Genomic DNA, 25684 nt, shown 5'->3' on the forward strand with positions numbered 1-25684 from the left:
AACGGCTGGAAGTATCCACGCAGGGCCTTATCCCACAAAAGTATTAACACTATTTAACCGGTGCCCCATCGCAGGGCATCAACTAGCGTGTGTCTGGAATAGACGGTTCATCTGATGACCGTCATACGCTTGATACGTGTGCGGTATCTCGCCGCCGTTGCACGCCTTCAAGGAAGAATTTGGCCACGACAAGGAGTAGCCCGTGGAAGCAAGGTTTGGTGTCGCCCTCGTTTCGCGTTTTTCCCCTCTTTCCCTTGCTGTGCACCTGAGCGTTGCCGGACTGCTGTTCGGCGGGGTCAGCGAGCAGGCGCTCGCGACCTGCTCGGCGGCAGGTTCGACGATTACCTGTTCGGGCGTCCCTACGCTGCCGCTGTTTCTCAATGACTACAGCAGCGCCACCAGCGGCTTGACGGTCAACGTCAACTCCGGGGCGCAGATGAACGCGACGCTGGGTGGCAAGGTCATCAACCTGACCGGGGCCAATATCAACCTGAACAACTCCGGCACCCTCGACCCGGCGTTGCTGGGCCTGGTCTCGATCCTCAGTGGTGGTGCGTTCATCGGTACCGGCGCGACCAGCACGGTGAGCATCGTCAACAACGCCACCGGGATCATTCGCGGTACCGGCATGCTGCTCGGCCTCAACCTGACCAGCATCGACGGGCTGGGGATTGGCGTGAACAACTCGGTGTCGGGCACCACGACCATCACCAACGACGGCACCATCACCTCCACCGGACTGTCGGTCGGCGGCATCACCCTGGCCGATACCCCGGTGGTCGGGGTGTATGGCGGTTCACAAGTCAACATGACCAACAGTGCCAGTGGCACCATCAACGGCCGGATTGCGTTCGAGACGTCAGTGGCGGGCAACACCTTCACCAACGCCGGCAACATCACCGGCGGTGTGTCGATGGGGGCGGGCAGCACCAACACCTTCTACGCGATCACCGGTTCCAGCGTGAACGTCGGCGACGGTGTGCAAGTCTCCGTCGGCCTCGGGGGCTTGATCGGCATCAACCTGACCTTCGCCCCGACCGGCACGATCGATGGCGGCGCAGCGGGCACCAACACGCTGATCCTGCAAAACCCGATCGGCCTCGGCGGCGGCACCACCGGGACCGGTACGGCGTCCAGTGCGACCTACGTCAACTTCAACAACCTGACCCTCAACAGCGGCACCTGGACCTTGCAGGGGCCGTTGGTCAGCGGTGCGACCACGCTCAATGGCGGTGTCGCGCAGTTCAACGACAACGCGGCGTTCGGCAGCGGCGTGCTGACGTCTAACGGCGGGATCCTGCAGGCCAGCAATGCCGGTTTGACGCTGGCCAACCAGATCAATCTGGGCGCCGGCGGCCTGACCCTGCAGGGCATCAATGGTACGACCCTCAACGGTGTGATCTCCGGCAGCGGCGGCCTGACCAAGATCGGCAGCGGTCAGCTCAACCTCAACGGCATCAACACTTACACCGGCAACACCGTGCTCAATGGCGGTGTGGTGCTGGTGGGCAACAACCAGTCGTTCAGTACCGGTGGCATCACGGTTGGCGGCTCTTCGAGCATTTCAGCGACGGCGCCGATTTCGCTGGCGAACGCGATCACGCTCAACAGCACCCTGACCGCGACCGGCACCGGTGCGCTGACCTTGGGCGGGGTGATCAGCGGCGCCGCCAACCTGACCAAAACCGGCAGCGGCAGCCTGACCCTCAACGGCAGCAACACCTACACCGGGATCACCAGCCTCAGCGCCGGGACCCTACGCGTGGGCAACAACAACGCCTTGGGCACCGGGGTGCTCAACACCAGCAACGGCACCAGCCTCGACAGCACCGGCAACGTGACCCTGGCCAACAACGTCGGCATCACCGGCGCGTTGAACGTGCTCGGCAGCAATGCCCTGACCCTGGGCGGTATTGTGTCCGGCACCGGCGCGATCACCAAAAGCGGCAGCGCCAGCCTGACGCTGACCGGCAACAACACCAACAGCGGCGCCACCGCGCTCAACGGCGGCAGCTTGCTCGTTGGCAGCAACACCGCCCTCGGCACGGGCGCCTTGAACGCGGCGGCGGGCACCACGCTGGATGCGACCACCGCGGTGACCCTGGCCAACGCTGTCGTGCTGGCGGCGGACCTGACCATCGGCGGCACTCAGGCACTGGGCCTGAGCGGCGTCATCAGCGGTGCCGGCAACCTGATCAAGAATGGCACCGCGAACCTGACCCTCAGCGGCAACAACACCTTCTCCGGCGGCACAGCGCTGAACAGCGGGACGCTGATCGTCGGCTCCAACACCGCGCTCGGTACCGGCGCACTGACAACGGCGGCGGGCACTACCCTCGACGCCAGCACCACCGTCGCGCTGAGCAACGCGGTCGCCCTTGGCGGTAACCTGAACATCACCGGCAACGCCAACCTGACCCTCGGTGGTGTGGTCAGCGGCAGCGGCGGGCTGACCAAGAACGGCGCGGCCAACCTGATTCTCAACGGCGCCAATACTTTCCTCGGTGCTGTTGCGTTGAACGCAGGCACCATCACGGCGGGTGCCAACGCTGCGCTCGGCAGCGGCGATATCACCGTCGGCGGCGCTGCGACCCTCGACAGCAATACAGCGGTAACGCTGAACAATAACGTCATTCTCAACAACAATCTGGGGATCGGCGGCAGCAACGGGCTGACCCTCGGTGGCGTGATCAGTGGCGCCAGCCAGTTGATCAAGAACGGCACCGCCAACCTGACCCTCAACGGCGCCAACACCTTCACCGGTGGCACCGCGCTCAACGCCGGCAGCCTGACCGTCGGCAACGGCGCGGCACTCGGCACCGGTACGCTGACCGTGGGCGGCGCGGGCGCAACGCTCTACAGCAGCACCAACGTGACGCTGAACAACGCGATTGCCCTGAACGCCAACCTGACTGCCGGCGGCGCCAACCCGCTGACCCTCGGCGGCGTGATCAGTGGTGGCAGCAACCTGATCAAGACCGGTTCTTCGACCCTGACCCTGACCGGCAACAACACCTACACTGGCGCTACGTCGCTGAACGCCGGGACACTGATCGTCGGTTCCAACACCGCCCTCGGCACCGGCGTGCTCAACGCCGGCAACAACACCACGCTGGATGCCAGCACCGCGACGAGCCTGGCCAACAACGTCAACCTCGGTGGCAACGTGACCGTCGGCGGCAGCAACGCGCTGACCCTCGCGGGCGTGGTTTCCGGCGTCGGTGGGTTGACCAAAAGCGGCCCCGCCGACCTGATTCTCAACGGCGCCAACACCTACTTCGGCAACACCGCACTCAACGTCGGCAAGCTGATTGTCGGCAGCAACACCGCGCTGGGCAGCGGCGCATTGAACGCAGCGGCGGGCACCACGCTGGACACCAACACCGCCGTCACCCTGGGCAATCAGGTCAACCTGGCCGGGGCGCTCAATGTGGGCGGCAGCGCCGATCTGACCCTCACCGGAACCGTCGCCGGGGCTGGCAGCCTGGTGAAAAACGGCGCGGCCAATCTGAGCCTCAACGGCACCAACACCTACGTCGGCGGCACCACACTGAATGCCGGTACGGTGACCGTCGGCAATAGCTCGGCCCTCGGCACCGGTGCCTTGACCGTCGGTGGCGCAGCAACCCTCGACAGCAGTTCGCCGCTGTCCAGCCTGGCCAACGCGGTCGTGCTCAATGCGGCCCTGAGCGTCGGCGGCACCCAGGACCTGACCCTCGGCGGCGTTGCCAGCGGCACCGGCCAGTTGATCAAGAACGGCGCGGCCAACCTGACCGTCAACGGCACCAACACCTTCAGCGGCGGCACCACCCTCAATGCGGGTACGCTGACACTGGGCTCGGCCGCTGCATTGGGCAGTGGCGGCCTGACCGTCGGTGGCGCTTCTACGCTGGACACCAGCGCCGGCATGAGCATCGGCAACAACATCACCCTCAATGCCGGCCTGACCCTGGCCGGCAGCAACACCCTGAACCTGAGCGGCGTGATCGATGGCGCCGGCAGCCTGACCAAGGACGGCTTCGGCGACCTGACGCTCAGCGGCAACAACACCTTCACCGGTGCGCTGAACATCGCCTCCGGCAGCGTCACCACCGTGAGCAGCGGGGCGCTCGGCAACACTTCCGGCGCCAACATCAGCGCCGGTGCCAATCTCTATCTCAACAGCAGCGCCAGCCTCAACGGGCTGAGCGGCAGCGGCAGCGTGCAGGTCGCCGGCGGCAACACGCTGACCGTGGGCGGCGTGAGCAGCACCAGCACCTTCGACGGCGACCTCGGTGGCAGCGGTGCGTTGACCAAAGTCGGTACCGGGACGCTGAACCTCCCCGGCAGTAACGGCATCACCGGCAACACCGACGTCAACGGCGGCACGCTGAACCTTACCGGTTCGCTGGCCAGTACCCAGCTCAACGTCAACAACGGTGCGACCCTCACGGGCAGCGGTCCGGCGCTTGGCGTCGTCACGGTCAACAGCGGCGGTCATCTGGCGTTGTCCTCGGGCAACACCTTGTCCACCTCGTCGCTGATCCTCACGGCCAACAGCAATGTCGACGCGAGCCTCGCTACGCCCTCGACCTCCTCGCTGATGAACATCGGCGGCAACCTGACCCTCGACGGTAACCTCAATGTCACTGATGCCGGCGGCTTCGGCGTCGGTGTCTATCGCTTGTTCAACTACATCGGCGCACTGACCGACAACGGCCTGACGGTGGCCGGTGTGCCGGTGGGTTATGGCCTCGGCGACATCCTTGTGCAGACCCTTGGCAATCAGGTGAATCTGGTGGTGTCGGCGCCTAACACCAATCTGCGCTTCTGGGACGGCAGCCAGACCATCCCGAACGGTAATGTGGACGGCGGCAGCGGCACATGGACTGCCGGCGGCACCAACTGGACCAATTCCAACGGTACGCTGAACCAGACCTGGGCCGGCGACTTTGCAGTGTTTCAGGGCACGGCCGGTACGGTGTCGGTCAACGGCACGCAACTGTTCACCGGAATGCAATTCCTCACCGATGGCTACAACGTGGTCAACGGCACGTCGGGGCTACTGACTGCCGTCAATGGCAGCGGTGGCACCACGGCGATGCGGGTTGATCCGGGCGTGACTGCCACGGTCGGCGTGAACATTGACGGCAGCGGCATCCTCAACAAACTCGACGCCGGCACCCTGGTGCTCAACGGCGCCAACAGCTACACCGGCGGTACGCAACTGGATGGCGGCACCCTGGTGGTCGGCAGCAACACCGCCCTGGGCAGCGGAGCGTTGATCGCCAACGCTGGCACGCAACTCGACAGCAACACCGCCGTGACCCTGGCCAACGCAGCCACCCTCAACGGCAACCTGACGATCCTCGGCAGCAATGCGCTGACCCTCAACGGTGTCATTTCCGGCACTGGCGGCTTGATCAAGAACGGTTCGGCCAGCCTGACCCTCGGTGGCAACAACGCCTTCCTCGGGCCGGTGGCGCTGAATGCGGGCGGTTTGATTCTGGCGTCGAACAGCGCGCTGGGCTCGGCGACCCTGAACGCGGCGAACGACACCACCCTGGATGCCGGCGGCGCCTTCACGGCGGGTAACGCGATCAACCTGGCGGGCAACCTCGGCATCGTCGGCAGCAACGATCTGACGCTGAGCGGCGCGATCAACGGCGCTGGCAGCCTGACCAAGAACGGCGCGGCCAACCTGATCCTGAGCGGGGCCAACAACTTCCTGGGCGGCGTCACCCTCAACGCCGGCACCCTGACCGCCGGCAGCAACGGCGCCCTCGGTCTGGGGAACCTGACCGTGGCCGGCGCCTCGGCGCTGGACAGCAACACCTCGGTGTCGCTGGGCAACAACGTGGTGCTCAACGCCAACCTGACCAACACCGGTAACAGCGACGTAGCGCTCAGCGGCGTGGTCAGCGGTACCGGCGGTCTGATCAAGAACGGCGCGTCCAACCTGACCCTCAACGGCATTAACACCTACAGCGGCGGCACCACACTGAACGCCGGCACCGTGACCCTGGGTACCTCGGCGGGCCTGGGCTCCGGCGCGGTGACCGTGGCGGGTGCGTCGACCCTCGACACCACCGCGCCGCTGGTGCTGGCGAACAACGTCAACGTCAATGCCAACCTGAGCGTGGCCGGCAACAACAACCTGACCCTCGGTGGTGTGATCGCCGGGGCGGGCACCCTGACCAAAAATGGTCTGGCCGACCTGACACTGTCGGGCAACAACACCTTCAGCGGCACCTTCGATGTGCAGTCCGGCAGCTTGACCACGCTGGGCAATTCGGCGCTGGGCAGTAACGCCGGAGTCAATCTCGGCGCTGCGGCGACGCTGAATCTCGGCGGCTCCGGCAGCCTCGCCAGCCTGACCGGCAGTGGCACCGCACTGATCGGCGGCGGCAACACCTTGAGCATCGGCGGCAACAACGCCAGCAGCCTTTTTGCCGGTGTACTCACCGGTACTGGCGACTTGAGCAAACTCGGTACCGGCACGCTGACCCTGGCCGGTCTCAACAGCCTGACCGGCAACACCACGGTCAACGCCGGCACCTTGAACGTCAGCGGCTCGCTGGACAGCGCCAGTGTGCTGGTCAACAGCGGCGGCACCCTGACTGGCGGCGGCTCACTGGGCGGTGCCGTGACCGTGGCCGATGGCGGTCACCTGGCTGGCGCCACCGGCAGCACCCTGTCGGTGAACTCGCTGGTGCTCAACGCCAATTCCAACTTCGATGTCGGCCTCGGTGTGCCGGTTTCCGGTGGCGGCAATGCGCTGGTCAACGTTGGCGGCAACCTGACCCTCGACGGCACCCTCAACGTCAGCGACATCGGTGGTTTTGGCAGCGGCGTGTACCGGTTGATCAACTACACCGGCGGCCTGACCGACAACGGCATGTTGATCGGCACGGTGCCGGGCAGCGTCGCCCCGGGGGATCTGACCCTGCAAACCGCGCTGGCCAACCAGATCAATTTGCTGGTCACCGCACCGGGCGTCACCGTGCAGTTCTGGGACGGCAACCAACTCGTCGCCAACGGTTCGGTCGATGGCGGCAGCGGCACCTGGGGCACTGGCACCACCAACTGGACCGATGTCAACGGCACCACCAATCAGGCCTGGACCAATAATTTCGCAGTGTTCCAGGGCACAGCCGGCACGGTCACCGTCAACGGCGCGCAAACCATCACCGGCCTGCAATTCGTCACTGATGGCTACAGCCTGCAGAACGGCACGGCGGGTTCGCTGAACCTGGTCAACGGTTCGCTGGGTAACGCCACGGTGCGAGTCGATCCGAACGCCACCGCGACCGTTGGCGTAGCGCTCAACGGCAGCGGCACCCTCGGCAAATACGACAGCGGTACGCTGGTGCTCAATGCCGCCAACGGCTACACCGGTGGTACCGCGCTCAACGGCGGCAAGATTGTCGTCGGTAATAACGCGGCGCTGGGCACTGGCGTCTTGACTGCCGCTGACGGCACCGCACTGGACAGCAACGCGGCCGTCACGCTGGGCAACGATGTGGTGGTGAACGGTGGCCTGAGCGTCGCTGGCAGCAACGCCTTGACCCTCGACGGTGTGGTCAGCGGTGCAGGCAGCCTGATCAAGTCCGGCGCTTCGAGCCTGACCCTCAATGGCAGCAACACCTACAGCGGCGGTACGCAACTCGCTGGCGGTACGCTGGTGCTGGGCAACAATAGTGCAATCAGCAGCGGTGCATTGAGCGTGACCGGCAACGGCAGCCTCGACAGCACCTCGGCGCTGCAACTGGCCAATGCCGTCAACCTTGGTGGGCAACTGACCCTGGCCGGCAACCAGAACACCACGTTGCTCGGCGCCATCACCGGCACTGGCAGCCTGGTGAAAAACGGCAGCGGTGACCTCGTGCTCAGTGGTGCCAATACCTACAGCGGCGGCACCACGCTGAACGCTGGCACGACCACTGGCGACACCAGCAGCCTGCAAGGCGCCATCGTCAACAACGCGGCGCTGACTTTCGCGCAAAACGCCGACGGCAGCTACACCGGCAACCTCACCGGCAGCGGCACGCTGAACAAAACCGGTACTGGTCAGTTGCTCCTGACGGGCAACAACACCTTCACCGGCAACACCTCGGTGCAGGCCGGCGACCTGATCGTCAACGGCGTGCTCAACAGCGCCAACGTCAACGTCGCCAGCGGTGCGCAAATCGGTGGCAGCGGGCAACTGGCTGGCAACGTGCAACTGGCCAGCGGTGCAACGCTGAGCGGTGGCGGCTCGGCCACGCCGTTGTCGGTCGGTGCGCTGGCGCTGTCCTCGGGGACCAACCTGGACTTCAGCCTCGGCTCGGCGGCCAGTTCGACCACGGTGGTCAATGTCGCCGGCAACCTGACCCTCGACGGTACGCTGAATATCAGCAACACCGGTGGCTTCGGCACCGGGGTCTATCAACTGTTCCGCTACGGTGGCAGCCTGACCGACAACGGTCTGGTCTACGGCAGCCTGCCGGTGTCGGTGGCCAACCTGACCCTGCAAACCGCGATCGCCAATCAGGTCAACCTGCTGGTGCAGGACACGCCGGGTGAAGTGCAGTTCTGGAACGGCGGCACCACCAATCCTGACGGCAGCATCGGCGGCGGCAGTGGCGTGTGGGGCCCGGGCACCAACTGGACCGATCCGAGCGGCACGCAAGCACTGGCGGCCAATGGTCAGTTCGCGGTGTTTGGCGGTCAGCCAGGTGTTGTCACCGTGCAGGGCAATCAGAATTTCACCGGCCTGCAATTCCTCGTCGGTGGCTACAGCCTGGTGCCGGATGCCGGTGACACGCTGACCCCGGTCAATGGTCCTGGCGGCACGCCCGCACCGATCCGCGTGAACGCCGGTGCCAGCGCTCAAATCGATGTGCCGCTGATCGGCACTGGCGGGATCGAAAAACTCGATTCCGGCACGCTGGTGCTGACCGGTGCCAATACTTACAGCGGCGGCACCACCGTCAGTGGCGGTACGCTGATCGGTAACACCACGAGTCTGCAAGGCAACATCACCGACAACGCATCATTGGTGTTCCAGCAGAACACCAATGGCCGGTTCAACGGTGCACTCAAAGGCACCGGGGCGCTGGCCAAACGTGGCACTGGTACCTTGTTGCTGACCGGTGATCAACCGTTCAGTGGCACCGTCTCGGTCGATCAAGGCGTGCTGCAAGTCGGCAGCCGTGCGGCCCGGGCCTCGCTGGGTGGGCAGGTCACTGTTGCCAACGGTGCAGGCCTGAGCGGTAACGGCAGCGTCGGTTCGGTGGTCAACCACGGGATGGTGGCTTCCGGTGGCGCTGAAGGTACCTTGAGCGTGGCCGGCAACCTGACCAATGCCAGTGACGGTGTGTTGGCGTTGACGGTCAGTTCGCCAACCGCGACGCCGTTGGTGGTGGGGGGCACGGCAGCCCTGGGTGGCGGTCTGGTGGTCAACAGCCTCGCGCCGTTCACCGGTAATACCACTTATTCGCTGATCACTGCGGGCGGTGGTGTGACCGGTACCTTCAGTGCCGCTGATCTGCCGCAGTACGCGTTCCTCAGCAGCTTGCTGGTCTACGGTGCAGATTCGGTCACCCTGGCCGTCAGCCGCAACGGCAACTCGTTCGCCGACGTCGCCGCCACCGGTAACCAGCGCGGCACCGCCACGGCACTGTCCAATAACGGTGCGGCTGGCGCGGCGTTGCAGAACCAGATCGTCAACCTCAGCGTGGCCGGTGCGCGCAATGCGTTCGACAGCCTCTCCGGGGAAATCCACGCCAGCACCGCCAGCGCCTTGCTTGAGGACTCGCGCTTCATTCGCGAGGCGGTCAACGACCGCATGCGCCAGCCATCGTGCAGCGCTGCGGATGATCCGCGTGGTACTCTGGCACCGAGTGACACGCAACTGAGCAGCAACGGTTGCCACGGTGAAATGGTCGGCTGGATCCGGGCCATCGGTGCCTGGGGCGATATGGGGGGCGACAGCAACACAGCCAAAGTCGATCGCAACCTCGGCGGTTTCATGCTCGGTACCGACAAGGCGCTGGATGACAGCTGGCGTGCGGGGATGGCTGCCGGCTACACCCGCAGCAACCTCAACGCGCATGATCGCAACTCGGACGCCAAGGTCGACAGCTACCACTTGGCCGGTTATCTGAACTCGCAATTCGATGCACTGGCGGTGCGCCTCGGCGCGGCTTACAGCTGGCACAGCATCGAGACCAAACGCGACGTCAGCGTCGGCAGCTACAACGATCGCCTGAAGGCCGATTACGACGCACGCAGTGCGCAGGTGTTCGGTGAAGTGGGTTACGCAATCAGCGCGGCAGGCGTCGCCATCGAACCGTTTGCCGGGCTGGCCTACGTCAACTACGACAGCGACACCGGCAAGGAAAAAGGGGGAGTGGGGCGCCTGAAGGCCGACGCCGATCAGGACATCACCTACTCGACCCTCGGCGTGCGCGTCGGCAAGTTGGTGACCCTGGCCAACGGCAGCCAGCTGACACCACGCGCGGCCATCGGCTGGCGGCACGCTTACGGCGACACCAAACCTGACGCCGACCTGACCTTCATCGACGGCGGCGCCTCGTTCAGCACCCAGGGCGTGCCGATTGCCAAGGACAGCGCACTGCTCGAAGCCGGCATCGACTTCCAGGTCACCCCGACCGGCAAGCTGGGCATCGGCTACTCGGGCCAGGTGTCGAGCGACAACAACGACAGCGCGTTCAACATCAGCTTCAGTCAAAGCTTCTGAATCATGGTCGAAGTACTTTAGCCGCCCGAAAGGGCGGTTTTTTTTGCACAATCACAAGCCTTTGTGGCAAGTGAATTAGTCAATGAGGTAGGAACGAGATGGATCTGTCGAAGCATTTGCTAGATCTGGAAGACCGCCTGCTGTCGTGCGCTGTCCGCGGGGACCCTGCTGAACTGGCAAGACTGATCGCGGATGACTTTGTCGAATTCGGCGCCAGCGGCGGCATCTGGAATAAATCCGCTGTGCTGGAAGCGCTGCCGCAGCAAGCGTTTGCACGACGTACCATCAGTCAGTTCACGCTCAAGCCGTTGTCGGAAGATTCGGCGCTGGTGACATATCACTGCCATACCGTTGCTGGCGGCCAGCGGGTGCCGGCGGACAGTCTGCGCAGTTCGGTGTGGCGGCGGCAGGGTGAGCAGTGGCAGATGGTTTTTCATCAGGGCACCTTTTGTGCCCGGCCGTGAAACCGTGGAGACCCGTCGATAGCTTTCGCGAGCAAGCTCGCTCCCACACGGATCTTCAGTGAACACAGGATTTGTGGATGACAGCGATCCACTGTGGGAGCGAGCCTGCTCGCGAAGGGGGCCGAACTTTCAGCGCAAAAATCTGCCGGCCCGCGCTCTGCTAGAATCCGCCCCATCAACTGCCAGAGACTCTCCCATGAGCGAGCCGATTCGCCTGACCCAATACAGCCACGGTGCCGGTTGTGGCTGCAAGATTTCCCCGCAGGTGCTGGAAGTGATTCTGGCCGGCAGCGGAGCGCAGAACCTTGACCCGAAACTGTGGGTCGGCAATGCCTCGCGTGATGACGCGGCGGTGTACGAGATCGATGCCGAGCGCGGCGTGGTGTCGACCACGGACTTCTTCATGCCGATTGTCGACGACCCGTTCGACTTCGGCCGTATCGCCGCGACCAATGCGATCAGCGACATCTATGCGATGGGCGGCGACCCACTGATGGCGATTGCGATCCTCGGCTGGCCGGTCAATGTGCTGGCGCCGGAGGTGGCGCGGGAAGTGATTCGCGGCGGGCGTGCGGTGTGCGACGCCGCCGGCATTCCGCTGGCCGGCGGGCATTCGATCGATGCGCCGGAGCCGATCTTCGGCTTGGCGGTGACCGGTCTGGTGGAAAAGCGCCACATGAAGCGCAACGACACCGCCACCGCCGGTTGCCTGCTGTATCTGACCAAGCCGCTGGGCATCGGCATCCTCACCACCGCCGAGAAAAAGGGCAAATTGCGCCCCGGCGACATTGGTGTGGCCCGTGACTGGATGTGCACCCTGAACAAGCCGGGCAGCCGCTTCGGCAAACTGGCCGGCGTCACCGCAATGACCGACGTTACCGGTTTCGGCCTGCTCGGGCACCTGGTGGAAATGGCCGATGGCAGCCACCTGACCGCTCGCATCGGCTACAACCATGTGCCGCGTCTGGACAGCGTCGAGTACTACCTCGAACAAGGCTGCGTGCCCGGTGGCACCCTGCGTAACTTCGACAGCTATTCGAGCAAGCTCGGCCGTCTGCAGGAGTTGCACAAGCGCGTGCTGTGCGACCCGCAGACCAGCGGTGGTCTGCTGATTGCGGTCACCCCTGAAGGTAACGACGAGTTCCTCGCCGTGGCCGCCGAACTAGGCCTGGACCTGGCGCCGATTGGCGAGCTGGTTGAGCGACAGACCCACGCAGTCGAGGTGATCTGATGTACCGCGACTGCACCGATTACCGCGACATTTTCCTCAACGACCGGCCGATGATGGATGCCCGCGCGCCGGTCGAGTTTGCCCACGGCGCATTTCCCGGCGTGGTCAACCTGCCGCTGATGAACGACCGCGAGCGCGAGCAAGTAGGCACGTGCTACAAGCAGCACGGACAACAAGCCGCCATCGCCCTGGGCGAACGGCTGGTGTCTGCCGAGGTCCGTGAGCAGCGCATTCAGGGCTGGGTCGAGTTTGCCCGGGCGCATCCTGACGGCTACCTGTATTGCTTTCGTGGCGGCTTGCGTTCGCAGATCGTCCAGCAATGGATCAAGGAGGAGGGCGGGATCGATTACCCGCGTGTCGGCGGCGGCTACAAGGCCATGCGCACGTTCCTGCTGGAGACGATCGATCAGGCCGTGGCCGAGTGCGATCTGGTGTTGCTGGGCGGGATGACCGGTACCGGCAAGACCGAACTGCTGGTGCAGTTGAGCAATGGTCTGGATCTGGAAGGCCACGCCAATCATCGAGGATCGAGCTTCGGCAAGCGCGCCACCGGGCAACCGACCAATATCGATTTCGAAAACCGTCTGGCCGTTGATGTGCTGAAAAAACGCGCCGGCGGCGTCCAGCAGTTTGTGCTGGAAGACGAGAGCCGGGTAGTCGGCAGTTGTGCCTTGCCACTGCCGTTGTACCGAGGCATGCAAGTGGCGCCGATGGTCTGGCTGGAAGACAGCCTGGAACAGCGGGTCGAGCGGATTCTGCAGGACTATGTGATCAACCTGCACGCCGAGTTCGTCGCCGTGCATGGCGAGCAGGGCTTTGCGCTGTATGCCGAGCGGTTGATTGCGAGTTTGAACAATATCCAGCGCCGGCTGGGCGGCGAGCGCCATCAGCGGATGTTCCTGCAGATGGAAGAGGCCTTGGCCGAGCAGGCGCGCAGCGGATCGGTCGAGCAGTTCCGTGACTGGATCAGCGTGTTGCTGCGTGAATACTACGACCCGATGTATGCGTTCCAGCGGGAGAAGAAGGGCGGGCGGATCGAGTTTGCCGGGGAGCGCGGGGCGGTGCTGGAGTATTTGCGTGAGCGAGCCAGCCAGAAAGATTGAGGTTGTAGCGGCTGGCCTCTTCGCGAGCAAGCTCGCTCCCATAGGGCATTTGTCTTCAACGCAGATCAAATGTGGGAGCGAGCTTGCTCGCGAAGGGGCCGGGTCAGGCCACACAACACTCAAGTCGGGCACGTCGCCTTGCCGTTATCCAGCCCCTGCTTGTAGCTGTGACTCTGCAGGCTGGCCTTGCCGTTGTGCCAGGTCAGGGTCAGCACATACAGCGAATCGAAATCGCCTGAGGCCCAGTCATCGGTGATCGTCTGCTTTTCGCCGACCGCGTTGCCCGCGACCTTGTTGATCAGCTCCGGCAGATAACCGTGGGACCACGCGGTGTAGATCGTCGCGTTGTGGTACTTGTCTTCGGTCAGTTCCCGCGCCAGGTCACTGGTATCGTTGGCGGAGAACTCGATGTTCACCGGCAGGCCGAGCTTGATCGCGGCGGGGCTGATGGTCATCAGCGGGCGGATGTAGCTGTAGGAGTTGTCCAGTTCGCCTTCCTCGACATTGCGTGTCGGGTCGGCGGCGAACACGTAATCGGCCTTGCCGAATTTTTCCGGCAGCAGGGTCGACAGCTCGATCGCCCGGTTCAGGCCCTGGCAGTTGAGCTGGCCGAGACCGCCGGCGGGTTTTTCCGCGTGGCGCAGGAAGATAAGCGTCTGCGTACCGTCCACCGGTTGCGCGCGAATCTGGCTCGATTCGAGCGACAAGGTCAGCGCACTGACTGCCAGCAGGGAGGGCAGGGCCACATAGGCGCGATGTTTGAAGCGTTTGGCGAAACTCATGAGGTTCGTCATTGAATATAGGATTCTTCAGCAAATTCGGTTGGGGCTGACCAACCCTTACACCACGGGCTCCCGGCACCGGGTGTTGTCCATGTCGTGTGTCGCGCTTCCGTTACGAAGGGCATAGCTCAGAGTCCTCTGAGGCCGGTTTGGTTCATGCACATTAGCCGCAGGATGTTACGGTTCGTGTAGCTCCTACATTATGATCAGTGCTTTCCATGTGACTGGATGTTTCCCATGACCGATCTGTCCGCGTTCCCGATCACCCAGAAATGGCCGGCGCAGTACCCCGACTGGATTCAGCTCTATTCCCTGCCGACCCCCAACGGCGTCAAGGTCTCGATCATGCTCGAAGAGATCGGCCTGCCGTACGAGCCGCACCGTGTGGGCTTCGACACCCAGGATCAGATGTCACCGGAATTCCTCTCGCTGAACCCCAACAACAAGATCCCGGCGATCCTCGACCCTCACGGCCCCGAGGACCAACCACTGGCGCTGTTCGAGTCCGGCGCGATCCTGATCTACCTCGCCGACAAGAGCGGCCAGTTGCTGGCCCAGGAAGGCGCGCTGCGTTACGAGACGATTCAGTGGCTGATGTTCCAGATGGGCGGTATCGGCCCGATGTTCGGCCAGCTCGGTTTCTTCAACAAATTCGCCGGCAAGGACTACGAGGACAAGCGTCCGCGTGACCGCTATGTCGAGGAGAGCAGACGCCTGCTCAACGTGCTCGACAAACGTCTGCAAGGTCGCGACTGGATCATGGGCGAACGCTACACCATCGCCGACATCGCCACGTTCCCGTGGGTGCGCAACCTGATCGGCTTCTATGAGGCGGGCGATCTGGTGGGAATCAGCAATTTCCCGAATGTGACCCGGGTGCTGGAGCGTTTTCTGGCGCGGCCGGCGGTTGTTCAAGGCCTGACCATTCCCTCGTAATCAACACCAATCCCTGTAGGAGCTGCCGCAGGCTGCGATCTGTTGATCTGGTTTTCTAAAAACAAAGTCAAAAGATCGCAGCCTGCGGCAGCTCCTACAGTGGAACGTATGTGGTCTGACGGATTATTGCGCTGACGGTAATGCTGTCTTGATTGATCCAGGTTTGTACCTGCGCCCAGCGAAGGCATAAGCTTCGCCCCCTACGACTTTCGTCTCATCTTCCGATTTCAGGAAAGCCCCATGTCCAGCCAGTTCCCCGAAGCACGTCCCCGCCGTCTGCGCCGCAATGCGAGCCTGCGCAGCCTGTTCCAGGAAACCGAGTTCAGCCTGAATGATCTGGTGCTGCCGATTTTCGTCGAAGAAGAAATCGATGACTTTGTGCCGATCAAGAGCATGCCCGGGGTGATGCGCATTCCCGAGCGCAAGCTGGCCAGTGAAATCGAGCGTTATGCCCGTGCCGGGATCAAGTCGGTGATGACCTTTGGCGTGTCCCATCATCTGGACGCCAATGGCAGCGACACCTGGCGTGAAGATGGCCTGGTCTCGCGCATGTCGCGGATTGCCAAGGACGCGGTGCCGGAAATGATCGTGATGTCCGACACCTGTTTCTGCGAATACACCGATCACGGCCACTGCGGCGTGATGCACAACCACGAAGTCGACAACGACCAGACCCTGATCAACCTCGGCAAGCAAGCCGTGGCGGCGGCGCGTGCCGGTGCTGACGTGATCGCTCCCTCGGCAGCGATGGACGGTCAGGTGCGGGCGATCCGCCAGGCGCTGGACGCCGCCGGTTTCACCCAGATTCCGATCATGGCCTACTCGACCAAATTCGCCTCGGCGCTGTACGGCCCGTTCCGTGAAGCCGGCGGCAGTGCGCTGAAGGGCGACCGCAAAAGCTATCAGATGAACCCGATGAACCGTCGCGAAGCCCTGCGCGAATCGCTGCTCGACGAACAGGAAGGTGCGGATGCGCTGATGGTCAAACCGGCCGGCGCGTACCTCGACATCATCCGCGACATCCGTGAAGCCTCGAACCTGCCGCTGTCGGCGTATCAGGTCAGCGGCGAATACGCGATGATCAAGTTCGGCGCGCAGGCCGGTGCAATCGACGAGGACCGCGTGGTGCGCGAGAGCCTGGGCGCGATCAAGCGCGCAGGTGCGGACCTGATCTTCACCTACTTTGCGATGGATCTGGCGCTGGCCGGGATCTGACGAATACCGCAGAACCCTTGTGGGAGCTGGCTTGCCAGCGATTGCGTCGGCACAGTCAAAATCAATGTTGGCTGATCCACCGCTATCGCTGGCAAGCCAGCTCCCACAGGTATTCAGGGTGTTCTTGGGTCAGGGGCAGTTGAAGTAGGGCCGGATGCCGTGATCGCGGAAATACCGCTCAATCACCTTCGGATCCGCACTGTTATCGGCAATCGCCACATAGGTATCCGGGCGCAACAGATAAAACCCGTTACGCCCCAACCCCGCCGTGTCAAACGCCGGGCGCCAGTCGAACACGTGCAGCGACAGATGGTGTTCATTGCACCAGGCGATCATCTCGTCGCTGGTGTCGCCATACACGTGCACCTGCCAGCAAGGCTGGCGCAGCGGTTCGTAGTTATCCCCCTCACCATCATGCGCCCACGGCAAGCGGTCGCCGCCGTGGACGTGGCCGGCCGTGCCCTGGCTCAGCGGCATGCCACGGTAGTTGAGGGTGACCTGTGAGACGGTGCGAAAGAGGAACTCGCGGCTGGCCTCGAACGTGGCCATTTTCGGGATCAAAAAGGGTGCCAGGCGCGTGCGCAGCAGATCGGCGATGCGCCCTTCGGCGGTGACGAAGCTGAACACTTTGTCGGTGGTCGACACCAGTCGGCGGGCGAAGGCGATGCGCTCGGTTTCGTAGCTGTCGAGCAGCTCTGGCGTGGCGCTGCCGTTGAGCACGGCGGCGAGTTTCCACGCCAGGTTGATTGCATCGCCAATGCCGGTGTTCATGCCCTGGCCGCCGGCGGGGCTGTGCACGTGCGCCGCGTCACCGAGCAGAAACGCCCGACCGCTGCGAAAGTGCTCGGCCACGCGATGATGCACACGGTAGGTGGAGAACCAGTTGACCTCGTCGATGTGTACGTTCAGGTGTTCGATGGCGCGGCGGCTGACGTCGGCGAATTGCAGGGTTTCGGCGCGATCGGCACGTTCATCGCGCACCGTGCCGATCAATCGCGCACGGCCTTCGCCGGCCAACGGGAAGACGGCGAGAAAATCCGCTTCGTCCAGATCCAGGTGCAAATCGCCGTTAAGCGCCGGGCCGCTGGCCTGCACATCCGCGACGTAAAAAATCTGCTGATAGGTACCGCCCGGGAAACCAGTGTCGAGGGTTTTGCGCACCACCGAACGCGCGCCATCGCAGCCCGCGAGAAAGCATGCCTGACAGATTTCCTGCTGCCCGTCGGGCAAGCGCAGATGCGCGGTGAGGCCGTCGCCGAGTTCTTCAAAACTTTCGAGTTCGGTGTTGCGCTCAACCACCACGTCATAGTCTTCGAGGCGTTCGAGCAGCAGCCGTTCGTGCTGGTCCTGGGGAAAGATTTCGATGAACGAGTAGGGCGTCAGGCCTTCGCCGATGCGCTGCAGCGGCAACTGCGCAACCGGTTTGCCCTTGACCCAGAAATGCGCCGCCGCGACCTTGTGCCCGTTGCGCACCACGGTATCGGCCAGATCCAGCTGGCGATACAACTCCAGCGTGCGCGCCTGCACCGCCAGCGCCCGCGAAGTGGTGCCGGGCGCGGACGTCTTGTCGATGATGCGCACGCGCACGCCCAGTTTGCTCAGCCACAGGGCCAGCACCAGACCGGTCGGGCCGGCGCCGATGATCAGTACGTCGCTGCGGTGCATGAGCCTGTCCTCCGTTGGCTGTGGAGCAAGTATGGATCAGATGGAAAGGGTAGCCAGTGCCGCCCCCTTCGCGAGCAGGCTCGCTCCCACAGTCGAACGCATCCCAATGTGGGAGCGAGCCTGCTCGCGAAAAAGCCTTTTTCAGGCACCCAAAAACCAAAAAGGCCCCACATCGGTGAAGCTGCGGGGCCTTTTTCATTTTTGGCGGAGATTCTGTGGCGAGGGAGCTTGCTCCCGCTGGACTGCGCAGCAGTCCGCTTTGCTCACAACAGCGGGTTAGAAATCGATGGTCCCCGACAACTTCGCCACCCGCGGCTCACCCTGGGTCAGATAGCCGCCCTGCGCCGATTCCCAATACTTCTTGTTGGCCAGGTTTTCGACGCCCAGGCGCAGGGTCACGTCTTTCTGCGAGACCTTGAACGCATAACGCGCACCCGCGTCGAAGCGGTTCCAGGTCGGCAGGCTGAGGTTGTTGGCCGCGTCGGCATATTGGCCACCGGTGCGCAGCATCCGCGCATTCAGCGCCACGCCTTGCAGGCCCGGTACATCCCAATCGGCGCCGGCGTTGAACTGGAAGCTCGGCACACCAATGGCGCGGTTGCCGTCGTTGGCGCCGTTCTGGGTGTTGCGCAGTTCGGTGTCCATCAGCGTCAGGCCGCTGATCAGGCGCAGGCCATTGATCGGCTCGCCGAACACGTTCATTTCCACGCCTTTGTTGATCTGCTCGCCTTCACGCACGTAGGTGCAGGTGGTAGCGCTGTTGATTTCGCAGTAACCGTCGCTCGGCTGTTCGATGCGATAGACGCCCAGGCTCGCGCCGTAAGTGCCCATGTCGACCTTGACCCCGGCCTCGGTCTGTTTGGAGCGCGCCGGTGCGTAGACTTCGTTGCCGTTGGTCACACGCAAGCCGCCGGCGCTGGTCGGCGAGGTCGGCCCCTGGGCCAGGCCTTCGATGTGGTTGGCGTAGAACGACACGTGCTCCCACGGCTTGAACACGATGCCGTAGACCGGCGTGGTGATCGATTCGTCGTAGCTCGACTTGCGGCTGCCGCTGCCGTAACTGGCGTAGTTGTAGCCTTGCACCACCAGTTGCTGGCGACGCAGGCCGGCGGTGATCAGCAGGCGATCATCGAAGAAACCGAGGGTGTCGGAGAGCGCGAGGCTGCGGTTGAAGGTCTTGCCGACGATGCCCGGGTCATTGAGATCGCCGCCGGAAAAATTGCCGACCGGCGACGGCGTTTCCACCGGGTGATAGATGTTGTTGGCGTACTGGGTCAGGTCGAAATCATAGGCACTGCGCTGTTCGGCCCACAGACCGCTGAGGCCGAAATTGAGCTTGTGGCTGACCGCGCCGGTGTTGAACTTGCCGTTGAGACCGGCCATCAGGCTGGTGTTGTCCTCATCGTGGGGGATGAACGAGCCGGTGGTGTAGGAGGCGCCGTTGTTGCCCACCAGCGTGGTCGAGTTGTAGCGCCCGACTTCGCGGGTGTGCTTGGCGCCACCGGCGACGTACGCGGTCCAGTTGTCGTTCAGGTCGTATTCGGCGCGGAGCATGCCGAAGGTGTCTTCGATGTCGGTGTAACCCCACTTCGGCGCGTAATTCGTGTCTGCCGACGGCGCGTCCGGAATGTGCGTGGCGGTGCCGAGGTTGACCGAGTTGCGGCCACCGTTGACGCGTTCTTTCTGGTAGGCGAAGTCGCCGGAAATACGCAGCGCGTCACCGCGATAATCGAGGCCAATGGCGAACAGTTTCGAACGCTGGTTTTCGTGATCGATGCCGGTGTCGCCCTCGCGCTGGGACAGGTTGATCCGCGCGCCAAAGCGGTTGTCTTCGCCGAAACGCTGACCGATATCGAGGTGCTGACCGATCCGGCCTTCGCTGTTGATGTCGGTGGTGTAGCGGCGCAGCGGCTCGTCGCCGGCACGCTTGGGCTGCAGGTTGACGCCACCGCCGATGCCGGAGCCGGTCGGGGTCACGCCGTTGATGAAGGCGTTCGGGCCTTTGAACACTTCCACGCGCTCCAGGGCATCGGTGGAAATGATCTGCCGGGGCAGCACGCCGTACAGACCGTTATAGGAAATGTCGTCACCGTTCAGCGGCAGGCCGCGGATCATGAACACCTGCGCCTGGTTGGAGAAGCCCGAAGCCTGACGTACCGAGGCATCATTGAGCAGGACATCGGCAACGTTTTCCGCCTGTTGGTCCTGAATCAGCTGCTCGGTGTACGACGCGGCGCTGAACGGCACGTCCATCATGTCCTGATTGCCGAGCACGCCGAGCTGACCACCACGGGCGACCTGACCGCCGGAGTAGACCGGGGGCAGGGCGTTGGGCGTCGGTGCCTGGGCGTTGACGTTGACATTGTCGAGCACCAGCGCCTTGCCGTTTTCATCGGCAGCGTGAGCGGTGACAGTCAGGGAGCACAGCAGGGCGAGAAGCGTCGGGCGGAACGGGACAGCGAGGCGAACTGAAGCGGGCATGTATTCGTACCTGGAGGCGCAGGGCCGGTAAGAAAATAGGGCGGCGCGGGGAACTCCTTGCGCAAATACGACTCCAGGTGCAAATGATAGGAGTTCGCAGTAACGTTTTGCAATCAGTTTGTCATCACCCCTGAAAACACATTCACCTGTAGGAGCTGCCGCAGGCTGCGATCTGTTGACTTGGTTTTAAAAGACAAATCAAAAGATCGCAGCCTGCGGCAGCTCCTACACGGATTGTGTATGGTGTTCGGGCTTACTGGATTGGATGAAGCAACATGCGATTACTCATTACCCTCGCTGCGCTGCTGGCGCTTGCCGGTTGCGCCGGCCAGCGCAGTCAGGAGCCGGCGCCGCGTGCGCCGGCTGAAGTGAAGGCTGAAATCGTCCGGCTGATGCCAGCCAAAGTGCCCGACCGTGAGGGCTGGGCCACCGACATCTATGCCGCGTTCGCCGCTCAGCACATCAGCCCGACCACGCAGAATCTCTGTTCAGTGCTAGCCGTGGCCGAGCAGGAATCCACCTTCCAGGCCGACCCCACGGTGCCGGGGCTGGGCAAGATCGCCCGCGACGAAATCGACCGTCGTGCCGCCAAAGTGCATATTCCCAGTCTGTTGGTCAGTGGCGCTCTGCAAGTGCGCTCCACCAACGGCAAGACCTACAGCGAACGCCTGAACGCGGCACGCAGTGAAAAAGAACTCAGCGCCATTTTTGACGACTTCATCGGCAGGGTGCCGATGGGCCGCACCTTGTTCGGCGGCTTCAACCCGGTACACACCGCCGGACCGATGCAGGTCAGCATCGAATTTGCCGAGCAGCACGCCAAGGACTATCCGTACCCGGTAGACGGCACGATCCGCCACGAAGTGTTCACCCGCCGTGGCGGCATGTACTTCGGCATCGCGCATTTACTTGGCTACCCGGTGAGTTACCGCGAGCCGCTGTACCGCTTCGCCGACTTCAATGCCGGCTGGTACGCCAGCCGCAATGCCGCGTTCCAGAACGCCGTCAGCCGAGCTTCGGGCATCCCGCTGGCGCTGGATGGCGACTTGATTCGCTATGACTCGATCATGCCTGGCACCACCGAACTGGCGGTGCGCACCCTCGGCAAGTCGCTGGGCATGCGCAACCCGACCATTCGCGATCAACTGGAGAAGGGTAAGACCCTGGAATTCGAAGAAACCAAACTCTACCAGCGCGTGTTCGAACTGGCCGAGAAGGCTGAAGGCAAGACCTTGCCACGCGCGGTGTTGCCGGGGATCGTTTTGCAGAGCCCGAAAATCACCCGCAAGCTGACCACGGCGTGGTTCGCCAAACGCGTGGATGAGCGCTACAAGCGCTGCATGGCCAAGACCGGTTAACGCGGGTTCAAAGCACTTTGACGGCGCGGCCGATCGCCTGAATCGGCCCGGTCGGTTTACCGATCGGCGAGCCATTGGCGCCTTCCAGCGTCAGCTCGAACAGCTGATTCGGTTGCAGCGGCGGCAGCTTGTCCAGCGGCACCGACAGCGCCTGGCCCGGCTTGACCAGCCCCAGCGACACCGGCCCTTGCCAGCCGTCAGCCTTGGTCCAGAACTCCAGCGCCTTGTCCGCCGGCACTTCGACCACGCCCAGCGGGATCAGCTGAATTTCCCGGGCGTTGCTGGCTTGAATCACCCAGCCCGGCGCCTTGTCCTGCGGCGCGACCAGCACCACCAGATAATTCGGCTTCGGCGTGGTCTGGGTCAGCAGAATCGAGCCCAGGATCAGCGTCGCTGCCAGTCCGAACGCACTCAGCCCACGCCACAGCGGCAGCAGATTCCACCATGAGGTGGGCGCCGGAGCCGGTGTTTTTCGTGAGAGTTGCTCGACACTGCGCTCGATGCGCGGCCACAAGTGCGGCGAAGGCTGCTGCGTCCCGGCAAATTCGGTCAGGTCGAGCAAGCGCCGCTCCCAGGCGTCCACCGCCGCTTGCAGTTCGGGCTCGTGGGGCAAGCGCTGATGCAGCGCTTCACGCTCCGGCGCCGACAGGGTGCCGAGCACGTATTCACTGGCCAGTTCATCACGTTCCTGCGCCGATTCAGTGGTCATCCCATGCACTCCCGCAAAGCGTTGAGGCTGCGTTTGATCCAGGCTTTGACTGTGCCCAGCGGCGTGCCCAACCGTTGGGAAATCTGCGCATGGCTGTAGCCATCGACATAGGCGTGGAGGATGCAGCTTCGGCGTTGTGGGTCGAGTTGTTCCAGGCAGCGATGGATCCGCGCCGAATGGCCCTGCACATCGAAGGCGTCCTCGTCAGGCTCGGCATCGTGTTCTTCGTTGAACGGCGTCTCCCGGCTTTGATCACGCAGCTGGTTCAACGCCAGATGCCGGGTCACGCTGAACATCCAGCCGCGCGCTGAACCGCGCGCCGGATCAAATTGCGCCGCACCGTTCCAGATCTTGATAAACGCCTCATGCACGATGTCTTCGGCCAGCGCCGTGTCACGTACCAGTCGCTTGGCCACGCCGAGCAGGCGCGGGCCTTCCTGCACGTACAAATCGCGCAGGGCCGAGTGCTCGCCGCGGGCGCAGGCCGCGAGACGGGCTTCGTAATCAAACACCGGTTCAGGCAAGGACATTGGGTGCAATCTAGCTCACATTCCGCAAACATCCAGAGAGTGGATTAGCTGTGTGGGAGCGAGCCTGCTCGCGAAGGCGTCGTATCAGTCAACTTAACCTTCATTGATATACCGCCTTCGCGAGCAGGCTCGCTCCCACCTTTGATTTCAGTGATCCAAAGATCAGTTCGCCGCCCAGAAAATGTAATCGGCCTGATACTTCACCACTTCCTGTTTGCCCTTGTTCGCCGCCGTGCATTCGCTGCCCGGGGCCACGCCGCCCTTGAGCGCGACACGCTGGATGTAACTCACGCCACTCATCGCGCCTTTGCCTTCGGCGGGGTTGGCCTTGACCAGTTGATAGGGCAGGTTGCCCGGGCTCGACGGGGCGACGGCCAGTTGCGTGCCGGTGACTTTCGAACCGTCCTTGGCCTGCCAGGTGGCGGGCGGGCCGAAGTAGGTGCCGACCTGCTGGCCGCTGCGATCATTGAGCACCGCTTTCGGGCCGACGAAGGTCCATTCGGTCTGCCCGGCCGCGTTGGGCTTGTCGCGGCATTCATAGGTGATCTCGCCGACGCCGGTGGTTTCCATGGCGATCTTGTGGCCTTCCGGGACTTTGATCGCGTCGGGATAGCTGCTCTGGGCGAAGGTTGTCGAGGACAGGGCGAGCAAACCGCTGAGGCCAATCAGTTGAGTGATGTTCATCTGTGTTATCTCCGAAAGGGGTAAACCGCTGACAGCCAAAGAGGGCTGTTACAGGGACTACCCGTGACGGAGGCGTTTGGATGCAGTGCCCGACAAATATTTTTCAATCTCTGCAAATCAAAACTGTGGGAGCGAGCTTGCTCGCGAAGGCGTAGTGTCAGTCGACTCATTTATATCTGCACCACCGCTTTCGCGAGCAAGCTCGCTCCCACAGGGGACTTTAGCGGGCTTGAGGCCGGAGGCTTTCAGCAGTTCCTGGGTGTAGGGGTGCTGCGGTGCGGCAAAAATCTCCCGCGACGAACCTTGTTCCACGACCTTGCCATCCTTGATCACCAGCAAGTCATGGGCCAGCGCCTGCACCACCGCCAGGTCATGGCTGATGAACAGATAGGTCAGCCCATGCTTGATCTGCAGTTGCCGCAACAGCTCCACCACTTGTTTCTGCACCGTGCGATCCAGCGCCGAGGTTGGTTCGTCGAGCAGGATCAGCGCCGGCTCCAGCACCAGCGCGCGGGCGATGGAGATGCGCTGGCGCTGGCCGCCGGAAAATTCGTGGGGGTAGCGATGGCGACTCTTCGGGTCGAGGCCGACTTCCTCCAGTACGCGAATCACCGCCGCCTCGCGCTCGGCCTCGGTGCCGATGCCGTGGGTCAGCAGACCTTCGGCAATGATCTGCTGCACCGACATGCGCGGGCTCAGGCTGCCGAACGGGTCCTGGAACACCACCTGAATCTGCCGGCGCAAGGGGCGCATCAAGCGTTGATTGAGCAGGCTCAGTTGCTTGTTGCCGAAGCGGATATCGCCCTCGGATTCCACCAGCCGCAGGATTGCCTGGCCCAGCGTCGATTTGCCCGAACCGGATTCGCCGACAATCCCCAACGTTTTGCCGCGTTGCAGGCGGAAGCTGACGCCGTCCACCGCTTTGATGTACGCCTGCGAACGACTGAACAGCGCCTTGGGCAGTGGAAACCAGACCTTCAGATCATCGACCTCCAGCAGATTGTGTTGATACGCACTCGGCACCGGTACACCGCTGGGTTCGGCTTCGATCAACAAGCGGCTGTAAGGATGTTGCGGGGTGCGAAACAGCGTCTCGCAGTCGGCCTGTTCGACGATTTCGCCGTGGCGCATCACGCACACCCGTTGCGCGATGCGCCGCACCAGATTCAGATCGTGACTGATCAGCAACAGCGACATGCCCAGGCGCTGTTGCAGTTCGATCAACAGCTCAAGAATCTTCTGCTGCACGGTCACGTCCAGCGCGGTGGTCGGTTCATCGGCGATCAGCAGTTCCGGCTCATTGGCCAGCGCCATGGCGATCATCACCCGTTGCCGTTGTCCGCCCGACAGCTGATGCGGATAGGCTTTCAAACGCTGCAAAGGCTGGCGAATACCGACCAGTTCCAGCAGTTCCAGCGTCCGCTCACGTGCCGCGCGACCCTTCAGGCCTTTATGAATCTCCAGCACTTCACTGACTTGCCTTTCCACCGTGTGCAACGGGTTCAGCGAGGTCATCGGCTCCTGGAAAATCATCGCAATCCGGTTGCCGCGTAAACCGCGCAGGTGTTGCTCGCTGGCCTGCAGCAAGTTCACTCCGCTGTAAGTAATCGAACCGCTGCTGCTGACGCTTTTACCTGGCAATAAACGCAGGATCGAATGCGCCGTGACCGACTTGCCCGAGCCGGACTCGCCGACCAGCGCCAGACATTCACCATGGCGAATGTCGAGGTTCAAACCGTGCACCACGGCTTGCTCGCCAAAGGCCACGCGCAGGTCGCGAATCTCGATCAAATGGTTTTGCAT

At 63.1% G+C, this 25684-nt stretch carries 14 protein-coding genes; 7 read left to right on the forward strand and 7 right to left on the reverse strand.

Translation table 11 applies throughout. The annotated features are described in order from the left end of the window. Positions 1–202 precede the first annotated feature (202 nt). The 4 genes from B1722_RS24900 to mnmH all read left to right on the forward strand — a co-directional run bounded on the left by B1722_RS24900 (position 203) and on the right by mnmH (position 13521). Positions 203–10723, forward strand: coding sequence for an autotransporter-associated beta strand repeat-containing protein (locus B1722_RS24900; RefSeq protein ID WP_086794721.1), 10521 nt, complete (start codon positions 203–205; stop codon positions 10721–10723). Between the two features lie 98 nt (positions 10724–10821). After that, positions 10822–11187: a DUF4440 domain-containing protein gene (locus tag B1722_RS24905; RefSeq protein ID WP_041074187.1), complete on the forward strand. Its 366-nt coding sequence runs from the start codon at positions 10822–10824 to the stop codon at positions 11185–11187. Between the two features lie 196 nt (positions 11188–11383). Continuing rightward, a complete protein-coding gene (selD, locus tag B1722_RS24910; protein WP_041074189.1) occupies positions 11384–12418 on the forward strand; it encodes a selenide, water dikinase SelD in 1035 nt (344 codons plus the stop codon). Next, a complete protein-coding gene (mnmH, locus tag B1722_RS24915; protein ID WP_086794722.1) occupies positions 12418–13521 on the forward strand; it encodes a tRNA 2-selenouridine(34) synthase MnmH in 1104 nt (367 codons plus the stop codon). Before selD ends, mnmH begins: the two co-directional genes overlap by 1 nt. A 119-nt stretch (positions 13522–13640) precedes the next feature. Here mnmH and B1722_RS24920 read toward each other — a convergent pair whose 3' ends face one another. Beyond that, positions 13641–14315: a hypothetical protein gene (locus tag B1722_RS24920; protein WP_041074192.1), complete on the reverse strand. Its 675-nt coding sequence runs from the start codon at positions 14313–14315 to the stop codon at positions 13641–13643. 225 nt (positions 14316–14540) lie between these two features. On the opposite strand from B1722_RS24920, the gene B1722_RS24925 reads away from it, so the two are divergent. Together B1722_RS24925 and hemB are read left to right on the forward strand one after the other, a co-directional pair. Next, on the forward strand, positions 14541–15239 hold the full coding sequence (locus tag B1722_RS24925) for a glutathione S-transferase family protein (protein WP_041074194.1): 699 nt from the start codon (positions 14541–14543) through the stop codon (positions 15237–15239). 240 nt (positions 15240–15479) lie between these two features. Next, on the forward strand, positions 15480–16454 hold the full coding sequence (gene hemB, locus B1722_RS24930; RefSeq protein ID WP_041074196.1) for a porphobilinogen synthase: 975 nt from the start codon (positions 15480–15482) through the stop codon (positions 16452–16454). Positions 16455–16583: 129 nt separating this feature from the next. On the opposite strand, the gene B1722_RS24935 is transcribed toward hemB, so the two are convergent. Continuing rightward, the gene (locus tag B1722_RS24935) at positions 16584–18119 is read right to left on the reverse strand and encodes an FAD-dependent oxidoreductase (protein ID WP_086794723.1); all 1536 of its coding nucleotides are present in this window, start codon (positions 18117–18119) and stop codon (positions 16584–16586) included. A 276-nt stretch (positions 18120–18395) separates the two neighbouring features. Further along, positions 18396–20600, reverse strand: coding sequence for a TonB-dependent siderophore receptor (locus B1722_RS24940; protein WP_041074199.1), 2205 nt, complete (start codon positions 20598–20600; stop codon positions 18396–18398). Positions 20601–20875: 275 nt separating this feature from the next. Here B1722_RS24940 and B1722_RS24945 point away from each other — a divergent pair, with 275 nt between their 5' ends. Continuing rightward, entirely contained in the window at positions 20876–21958 is a 1083-nt protein-coding gene (locus B1722_RS24945) for a DUF1615 domain-containing protein (RefSeq protein WP_086794724.1), read from the forward strand. 7 nt (positions 21959–21965) lie between these two features. On the opposite strand, the gene B1722_RS24950 is transcribed toward B1722_RS24945, so the two are convergent. The 4 genes from B1722_RS24950 to B1722_RS24965 all read right to left on the reverse strand — a co-directional run bounded on the left by B1722_RS24950 (position 21966) and on the right by B1722_RS24965 (position 25684). Beyond that, the gene (locus tag B1722_RS24950) at positions 21966–22667 is read right to left on the reverse strand and encodes an anti-sigma factor domain-containing protein (RefSeq protein WP_086794725.1); all 702 of its coding nucleotides are present in this window, start codon (positions 22665–22667) and stop codon (positions 21966–21968) included. After that, the gene (locus B1722_RS24955) at positions 22664–23197 is read right to left on the reverse strand and encodes a sigma-70 family RNA polymerase sigma factor (RefSeq protein WP_086794726.1); all 534 of its coding nucleotides are present in this window, start codon (positions 23195–23197) and stop codon (positions 22664–22666) included. The genes B1722_RS24950 and B1722_RS24955 overlap by 4 nt, the downstream gene beginning before the upstream one ends. 162 nt (positions 23198–23359) lie before the next feature. After that, positions 23360–23881 carry a DUF3455 domain-containing protein gene (locus B1722_RS24960; RefSeq protein WP_041074042.1) on the reverse strand — a complete coding sequence of 174 codons (522 nt, stop codon included), beginning with the start codon at positions 23879–23881 and terminating at the stop codon, positions 23360–23362. 117 nt (positions 23882–23998) lie between these two features. Further along, the gene (locus tag B1722_RS24965) at positions 23999–25684 is read right to left on the reverse strand and encodes an ABC transporter ATP-binding protein (RefSeq protein ID WP_086794727.1); all 1686 of its coding nucleotides are present in this window, start codon (positions 25682–25684) and stop codon (positions 23999–24001) included.

Source organism: Pseudomonas sp. SCPG-7 (assembly GCF_002156405.1).
Lineage (GTDB): Bacteria > Pseudomonadota > Gammaproteobacteria > Pseudomonadales > Pseudomonadaceae > Aquipseudomonas > Aquipseudomonas parakoreensis.